The 7,996-nt window shown below is 71.8% G+C and carries 9 protein-coding genes; 7 read left to right on the top strand and 2 right to left on the bottom strand.

The features are described from left to right. Positions 1-60: 60 nt before the first annotated feature. Together KME77_RS19935 and KME77_RS19940 are read right to left on the bottom strand one after the other, a co-directional pair. Complete coding sequence (locus tag KME77_RS19935; RefSeq protein WP_219469958.1) at positions 61-768, bottom strand: GNAT family N-acetyltransferase; 708 nt, start codon at positions 766-768, stop codon at positions 61-63. A gap of 147 nt (positions 769-915) precedes the next feature. After that, positions 916-1,815 (bottom strand): LysR family transcriptional regulator, encoded by a 900-nt coding sequence (locus tag KME77_RS19940; RefSeq protein WP_219469959.1) that lies wholly within the window; start codon positions 1,813-1,815, stop codon positions 916-918. A 163-nt stretch (positions 1,816-1,978) separates the two neighbouring features. Between KME77_RS19940 and ehuB the strand changes: the two genes are divergently transcribed. From ehuB to KME77_RS19975, 7 genes are all read left to right on the top strand, one after another. Further along, positions 1,979-2,794 carry an ectoine/hydroxyectoine ABC transporter substrate-binding protein EhuB gene (ehuB, locus tag KME77_RS19945; protein WP_219469962.1) on the top strand — a complete coding sequence of 272 codons (816 nt, stop codon included), beginning with the start codon at positions 1,979-1,981 and terminating at the stop codon, positions 2,792-2,794. Then, positions 2,791-3,495, top strand: a complete 705-nt coding sequence (locus KME77_RS19950) for an amino acid ABC transporter permease (RefSeq protein WP_219469964.1) — start codon at positions 2,791-2,793, stop codon at positions 3,493-3,495. The genes ehuB and KME77_RS19950 overlap by 4 nt, the downstream gene beginning before the upstream one ends. Next, on the top strand, positions 3,492-4,151 hold the full coding sequence (locus tag KME77_RS19955; RefSeq protein ID WP_219469967.1) for an amino acid ABC transporter permease: 660 nt from the start codon (positions 3,492-3,494) through the stop codon (positions 4,149-4,151). The genes KME77_RS19950 and KME77_RS19955 overlap by 4 nt, the downstream gene beginning before the upstream one ends. Further along, positions 4,138-4,893, top strand: a complete 756-nt coding sequence (locus KME77_RS19960) for an amino acid ABC transporter ATP-binding protein (protein ID WP_219469969.1) — start codon at positions 4,138-4,140, stop codon at positions 4,891-4,893. Before KME77_RS19955 ends, KME77_RS19960 begins: the two co-directional genes overlap by 14 nt. Positions 4,894-4,918: 25 nt before the next feature. After that, positions 4,919-5,680, top strand: coding sequence for an enoyl-CoA hydratase/isomerase family protein (locus tag KME77_RS19965; RefSeq protein WP_219469970.1), 762 nt, complete (start codon positions 4,919-4,921; stop codon positions 5,678-5,680). Between the two features lie 8 nt (positions 5,681-5,688). Next, positions 5,689-6,435, top strand: coding sequence for an aspartate/glutamate racemase family protein (locus KME77_RS19970; RefSeq protein ID WP_219469972.1), 747 nt, complete (start codon positions 5,689-5,691; stop codon positions 6,433-6,435). Between the two features lie 34 nt (positions 6,436-6,469). Then, the coding region (locus KME77_RS19975) for an AMP-binding protein (RefSeq protein WP_219469993.1) at positions 6,470-7,996 on the top strand (1,527 nt) is incomplete at its 3' end.

Below are 7,996 nucleotides of genomic sequence, written 5' to 3' on the forward strand. Positions count from 1 at the left end.
CACCGACATTTCCGCTTACCGGCGTTCCCGCCTGCCAGGGTTTCCGCTTACCGGGCGACCTCAGCCAAGGCGGCGCAGATGACGAGGGCTCACGTCGCCCACCGGGAGCAACATGAAGAAGTCGGCGGCCCCGGCGTCCGGGTCGTGCGCGGGCGCCCCGCACACCCACGCCCCCATCCGCAGAAAACCACGCAACAAGGCCGGCGGCACGAACCGGCCGCCGCCCACCGCCTTCCTCCCGCCCCGCCACGGCCGGCGCGGCGTGACCCGATACTCCTGCGGCCCCAGCCCCACCCGCTTCACCACGCCGTTCGCGGCCACGCCGCCGTCGCCGAGCGGCACCGGGCAGCGGCCCGCCAGCCACTCGTGCCCGCCGCTCAGCAGGTAGCGCGCGATCCCGGCCCACAGCAGCGCGACCACGGCTCCGTCCCGGCGGTCGCGGTGAACGCACATGCGCCCGCCCTCCACCAGCCCCTTCCTGATCCCGGCGAGGGCGCCGAGCTCGAACGCGCCGTCGGAGAGCAGCCGGTCCGTCCGCCCGGCGGGCAGCAGCCGGCAGGTGGCGACCACCTCCCGGCCCTCGCGGACGACGAGGTGGTCGCAGTAGGCGTCGAACCTGTCCACGTCGAGACCGGAGACCGGGCTGTCGAGCCGCGCCCCCATCTCCCCGGAGAAGACCTCGTGCCGCAGCCGCTGCGCGGCCTGCACGTCCCGGGGACCGACGGCCAGGCCGACGGTGTGACGGCCGGTGTCCAGAGAGATCGTCATGGGCGCGCGTCCTTCCCTGAAAGGGTCTCGCGACCATGTCGTCATGCGGAAATGACGACGGACCCTCACGTCAGGGGCGGCGAGGCATCCACGTGGTGAACCTGGGACGTCAGGGCCCCAAGCAGACGTCAGGGCTCGAACCAGACGTCAGGGCTCGAACCAGTGGTCGTGCCGCTTGAGCGCGTCCGTCACCGCCTGGATCGCGGTCCGCATGTGGGGCGCGTCGCGCCGGTTCCTGGCGCAGAACACCGCGGTGTCCCACCAGACCGGGTTCCCGGCGATCGGCGTCCAGGCGTACTCGGAGTGGCGTTCGGCCCGGTGCCTGACCCCGAACATGACCGCGCCGGTCTCGGTGAGCTGCGCCTGGACCATGAGGCTGTCCATGAGCCGGATGCCCTGTTTGATGTCCGACGGGTGGTACCCGCCGTCGTGGCAGGCGCGCAGGAGGGCGTCGTAGAGGTTCGGCGCGATCTCGCGGCGGAACAGCAGCAGGGGCTCCCCGTTCAGCTCGGTCAGCTCGATCGGCTCCGTACGCGCGGCGATCCAGTGGTCGGTCGCGGTGATGGCGCCCAGCGTCTGCCGCAGCGGCGGGCCGGACCACAGGCCCTCCACGCTGAGCGGCAGGCGCATCACCGCCAGGTCGATCGTCCGCTCGGTGAGCAGGACCTGCAGCTCGGCGGTGGACGCCTCGTGCCAGTCCAGCCTGAGCCCGTGGCGCTGGAGCGCGGCGGCCAGGTCGCTGACCACCCCCGGCGAGGTGTCGGTCGGGAAGCCGGCGCGGACGATCCCGAGCTGCGTCTTCATCACCTCGCCGACCGCGTCGAACGCCTCGACCGCCGAGCGCGCCAGCGGGACGAGCGCCTCGCCCGCGGGGGTGAGCGTGACCTTGTGGTGTTCCCGGGTGAACAGGCACAGGCCCAGCTCGCGTTCGAGTCCGGCGATGCGCTGGGAGAGCGGCGGCTGGCTCATGTGCAGGCGGGCGGCGGCCCGGCCGAAATGGAGCTCGTCGGCCACCGCGAGGAAATACCGCAAATGCCTTATCTCCACGCAAGTCAAGATATCAGCCCGATATCGCTGCGGGTCGGAATTGGTGTTGGACGGTTCTTCTCAGCCGCGCCTAATGTCCCTGACATTGAAGGTCGGTGGATCGGTGCGAGAGGAACCGGCCATGATAAAGCAGCATAAATCACCAAAAATCCTATCAATTTCGTTGGGGCTCGCCCTGGCCGCCACGACGGCCGCGTGCGGCGGCTCCGCCCAGGCGAACGGCGACCTGATCGCCGCGATGAAGCAGAAGGGCTGCGCCAAGGTGGCGCTGGCCGAGGCCCCTCCGTACAGCACGATCACCGCCGGCGGCCAGGCCGGCGGGTACGTCCCGGCGGTCACCGAGGCGGTCCTCGGCAAGCTCGGGGTGCCCAGGCTGTGCGCCGAGTCCGCCACGTACGACGCCATGATCCCCGGCCTCCAGGCGGGTACCTTCGACGCCCTGCCCGGCGCCCTGAACATCACCGCCGAACGCTGCGCGGTGATCGCGTTCTCCCAGCCGGTGACCGCGCAGCACGAGGCCCTGGCGGTCACCAAGGGCGACACCCACGGCATCACCGATTACGCCGCCATCGCCAAGAACCCGGAGGTCAAGCTCGCGGTCTTCAGCGGCTCCGCCCAGGAGGCGTTCGCCAGGAGGCGGGGCGTCCAGCAGAGCCAGCTCGTCACCGTCCCGGACTCGCAGACCGGGATCGCCGCGGTGAAGAGCGGCCGGGCCCACGCGTTCGGGGCCGGTCAGTTCACGCTGCGCAAGGTGGCCGACGCCTCGATGGACGTGCGGGTGGACGCGTCGTCGCCGGTCTCCATGATCGGCATCGGCTTCCGCAAGAAGGACGTCGCGGCGCGGGACGCCTTCGACGCCGAGCTCGAACGCATGCGCGCGTCCGGCGCGCTGGCCACCCTCTACACCAGCCACGGGTTCCCCAACCCCGAGGAGATCAAGTCGATCAGCCGCGCCCTGGTGTCGAAGGCGTGCGTGTGAACGAGATCATCCCGTACCTGCCGAAGATCTTCGAGGGCTACGCCACGACGGCGCGGATCGCCGTGCTGAGCATCCTGCTGGCCGCCGTCGTGGCGGGCGTGCTGGGGACGCTGCGCGTCGGCCGGTCGCGCGCCGTGCGCGTCTCGACCGCGACCGGCCTGGAGCTGCTGCGCGGCACCTCGGTGCTCGTGCAGCTCTTCTGGGTGTACTACGCGCTGCCGCTGCTGCCCGGAGGGGTGATGGTCGATCCGGCGTTCGCGGCGGTGTTCGTGCTCGGGCTGAACGGCGGGGCCTACGGCGCGGAGACCGTACGGGCGGGCCTGCGCTCCATCCCCCACGCCCAGGGCGACGCGTGCCACGCGCTCGGCCTGTCCCGCGCGGTGACGCTGTTCAAGGTCCGCCTGCCCCAGGCGTGGAGCCAGATCGTGCCCGCGTTCGGGAGCATCGCGGTGGACATGGTGAAGTGGACGTCGATCGTCAGCTTCGTCACCGTTCAGGACGTCCTGTACTGGGGCAACACCGCACGGGCGCACACGAACGAGACCATCCCCGTCTACCTGCTGATCGGGGCTCTCTACCTGCTGCTGTGCCTGGCCGTCGCCGGGATCTTCCGTACGGCCGAGTACTTCCTGCCGCTGACCCGCAGCGTCCGCGCCGTCCGCAGGGCCGCGACGGCGGGCGCGTTGGGGGGTGCCCGGTGACGTGGGACTGGCAGTACGCCTGGTCGATCATGCCGGCCCTGCTGAGCGGGGTGCGGGAGACGTTCGTGGTGACGCTGGCCGCCGGCGCGCTGGCGCTGGGGCTCGGCATGCTGATCGCGGTGGCCGGATGGTTCGCGCCGGGACGGGTCAAGCTGCTGGTCCGCGGCTTCGTGGAGCTGGCTCGCGGGCTGCCGATCCTGGTGCTGCTGTTCTTCGCCTTCTACGCGCTGCCGCAGTACGGCGTGGTCCTGTCGCCGTACACGACGGGGGTGCTCGTGCTCGGGGTGGTGTACGGCGCGTACTGCTCCGAGGTGTACCGGGGCGGCATCGTCAGCCTGCCGCGCGGCATGTGGGACGCCTGCGCCGCGCTGAACCTGCCCAGGCGCACGACCTGGGCCCGGGTCATCCTGCCGATGGTCGTGCGCAACAGCGTCGGGGCGCTGGGCGCGTACATCATCGTCATCTACAAGCAGACGGCGCTCCTCGTCACGATCGGCGTGCCGGTCCTGCTGACGACCGCGCAGACGGCCGGGTACGCCTCGTACCGCTACCTGGAGCCGTACACGCTGGCCGGGGTGCTCTACCTGCTGCTGAACCTGCCGTCGATGTGGATGGTCCGCGCACTGGAGAGGAGGGTCGCCCGTGGCGGGTTCTAAGCCGCCCGCTCTCGACTTCCGAGGAGTCGGGAAGGCGTTCGGCGACACGGTGGTGCTCGACGACTTCACCCTGACCGTCGCCCCCGGCGAGACGGTCACGCTCATCGGGCCCAGCGGCTCGGGCAAGACGACCGTGCTGCGGCTGGCGATGCTGCTGGAACGGCCGGACCGGGGCGACATCCGGGTGCTCGGCGAGAGCATCACGAACGTCTCGGCGAAGGAGTCGCGGCGCATCGCCCGCAACCTCGGCATGGTGTTCCAGCAGTTCAACCTCTTCCCGCACATGACGATCCTGCAGAACCTCGACCTGGCCCAGCGCACCGTCATGCGGCTGGGCAGGAGCGCGGCGAGCGCCCGCTCGATCGAGCACCTGGAGATGGTCGGGCTGCGGGACAAGGCCGACTGCTATCCGCTGCAACTGTCCGGCGGCCAGCAGCAACGCGTGGCGCTGGCCCGCGCGCTGACGCTGCGCCCGAAGGTCCTGCTGCTGGACGAGATCACCAGCGCACTGGACCCGGAGCTGGTCGGCGAGGTCCTGGAGGTCGTACGGAAGGTCACCGCGGAGACCGACATCACGACCCTGCTGGTGACCCACGAGATGCGCTTCGCCCGGGACATCTCCGACCGCGTCGTGATGATGGACGAGGGCCGGGTGATCGAGGAGGCGCCGCCCAGGACGCTGTTCACCAAGCCGTCGTCGCCGCGTACGCAGGCCTTCATCCGCCGAGTCCTCGACCACTGAGCCCCTTCCGAAAAGGAGACCTGTTGTGGGCCAGATACTCGCGCGCCAGGAATCAGGGACGCGCGTCATCACGATCTCCGCTCCCGGGCGGCTCAACGCCTGGACGCGGGCTATGCGCGCCGACCTGTCGGCCGCGCTCGCGGACGCGGCGGCCGACCCCAGCGTGTCCGGCGTCGTGTTCACCGGCGACGACGGCGCGTTCTGCGCGGGGCAGGACTTCAACGAGGTCGTCACCTGGGGCTCGGACACGGAGTGGATCAGCGAGATCCACGAGCTGTACCGCCAGGTGCTGACCCTGCCCAAGCCGGTCGTCGCCGCGGTCAACGGCGTCGCGGCCGGGTCCGGGCTGCAGTTCGCCCTGCTGTGCGACTACCGGGTGGCCTCGCGCGAGGCGCGCATGGGACAGACGGAGGTCCGCTGGGGGCTGGCCAGCGTGACCGGCACGTGGCTGCTGGAGGAGGTGGTCGGCCCGCTGCGGGCCAGGACGCTGGCGCTGAGCGCCGAGCTGCTGCCCGCCGGCCGCCTGCTCGCCGAGGGCATCGTCGACGCCGTCGAGGCGCCCGACCAGGTGCTGCGCGCGGCGCTCGCCCAGGCGGAGCTGCTGGCCTCCTACCCGTCCGCCACCTTCGCCGCGACCAAGGGATGGTGTTACGAACGGCTGCGGCCCCGACTCGACCAGGCCTTCCGCGACGCCCACACGCTGCACCACGACGCCTTCGAGGCGGGCGTCTCGCGGGAGGGCGCCGAGCGCTTCCTGGCCCGCCACCGCGCCGGGACGGCCCGCTGATGGGGCCTTTGACGGATCTACTGACGGGCCCCCAGCTGCTCCAGCCCGGCAGGCGGTTCTACGGGGTCGACATCGGCGTCCTGGTCACGGACGTGACGCTGCCGCGGCCGGTCGGGGACGTCGGCAACGCGCGCACGTTCGACTTCCCGGTGCTGTACCACGCGGTGGAGGGGGCCCCGCCCGACCGCGTGGTGGAGGAGGATCCGCGCGCCCTCCTGGAGCCGTTCCTGTGCGGGGCCGCGAAGCTGGTCGCGTACGGGGTCGCGGGCATCGTGACGACCTGCGGCTTCCTCGCCTCGATCCAGCCGGAGCTGGCCGCGGGCGTCACCGTGCCGATCATGACGTCCAGCCTGATGCAGATCCCGGCGGCGCTCAGGTCCATCGGCCCGGGGCGGCGGCTGGCGGTCGTCACGGCGAACGGGCGCACGCTGGGCGAGTCCCACTTCCTGGGCGCCGGGGTCACGCCGGCCGAGCGGGAGCGGCTCACGCTGATCGGCCTGGAGGACTGCGAGCTGCTCTACCCGCACCTCATGAACCGCTCGCCCGGCCCGCTCGACGTGGCCGCCGTCGGCGAGGAGGTGACGCGGCGGTGCGTACGCGTGGCGCGGGAGGACCCGACCGTCGCGGGCTTCGTCCTGGAATGCGCGAACCTGCCGCCGTACGCCGCATCCGTCCGCGCCGCGACCGGTCTGCCCGTCTGGGACGCCGTGAGCATGACCGTGCAGCTCTGGCAGGCGGTACGCCGCCCCTGCTGACCATCCGAGGAAAGGTTATTGCCTGGTGTTGACGATGATCGAGGCTCTCCAGGAGAGGGCCGCGAGTGAGCCCGGCCGGGTGTTCTGCCGCTTCGAGGGCGAGTCGCTGACGTACGGCGACTTCGTCCGCCGCGTCGGACGCTGCGCGGCCGGCCTGTCCGCGCACGGCGTCCGCCCCGGCGACCGGGTCGCGGTGATGCTGCGCAACCATCTGGACCACGTCGTCACGGTGTACGCGCTGGCCTGGGGCGGGGCGGTGCACGTGCCCGTCAGCACGCACCTCAAGCGGGCCGGGCTCGCCACGCAGCTCGCGGACGTGCGGGCGGCGGCGATCGTCGCGGAGGCGGAGTTCGCCACGGAGATCACGGCCGCGCTGCAGGAGTGCGGACAGGCGCCCCGGCTGTTCTGGCACGGCCTGGCCGACTCCCCCGACGCGCACCTCGGCGGTGGCGTGCCGCTGGCGGCGGCGCTGGACAGTCCCGCTCCCCCGGGGCCGCCCGTACCGCACGACCTCGACCGCGAGGTGATGATCTCCTACACCTCCGGCACCACGGGCCCGCCCAAGGGGGCCGTGCTCAACGAGCGCTTCCTGCAGCTCGGCGCGGCCAGCGCCGCCGAGCTGGCCGAGGTGGGCCGCGACGACGTCCTGTTCCTGTGGGAGCCCTTCTACCACATCGCCGGCTGGACCACGCTCTACATGGCGGTCAACTGCGGCGCCCGGGTGGCGATGGTCGAGCGCTTCAGCGCCTCCCGGTGCTGGGACCAGATCCGCGCGGCCGGCGCGACGAAGCTGCACTACCTGGGCGGCGTCCTGAACATCCTGCTCGCCCAGCCGCCCCGCGCCGACGACCGCGACAACCCGGTGACGATCGTCTGGGGCGCCGCCGCGCCGCGCGACAGGTGGCGCGAGTTCGAGCACCGCTTCGGCGTCCAGCTCCGCGAGGGGTACGGCCTGAGCGAGGCGGCCAACTTCGCGCTGCTCAACACCGACGGCCCGCCCGGCTCCATCGGCCGGCCGATCCCGCAGTTCGACGCCTGGATCGCCGACCCGAGCGGACGCGGTCCCGCCGCGCCCGACCAGGTGGGCGAGATCATCCTGCGTCCCAAGCAGCCCGGCCTGACGATGGTGCGCTTCTTCGGCGACGAGGAGAGGACGAGCCAGACGCTCCTGCACGGCATCGTACGGACCGGCGACCTCGGCTACGTGGACGGCGACGGCTACTTCTACTTCGCCGGCCGGGCCACCGACAGCCTGCGCCGCCGCGGCGAGAACGTCTCCGCCTGGGAGATCGAGCGGGTCGCCAACGAGTGCCCCGGCGTGGTCGACAGCGCCGCCATCGCCGTCCCGTCGCCGGTCGGCGAGGACGACATCAAGCTCGTCGTCCACACCTCGGACCCGGCCGCCCCGGCCGCCGCCGACGTGTACGAATGGTGCAAGGAACGCCTGGCGTACTACCAGGTGCCGCGCTACGTGGAGATCGTCCCCGGCCTGCCCTACGGCCCCACACAACGGGTGCAGAAGAAGCGGCTGTCACGCTCGGTCGACGGCGTCTTCGACGCC

Origin of the sequence: Nonomuraea rhizosphaerae (assembly GCF_019396405.1) — a bacterium.
Taxonomy (GTDB): Bacteria; Actinomycetota; Actinomycetes; order Streptosporangiales; family Streptosporangiaceae; genus Nonomuraea; species Nonomuraea rhizosphaerae.

What these genes read in the sequence shown, in the direction of transcription:
- KME77_RS19935 (WP_219469958.1), bottom strand. Translation starts at nt 768, where the DNA reads ATGACGATCTCTCTGGACACCGGCCGTCACACCGTCGGCCTGGCCGTC.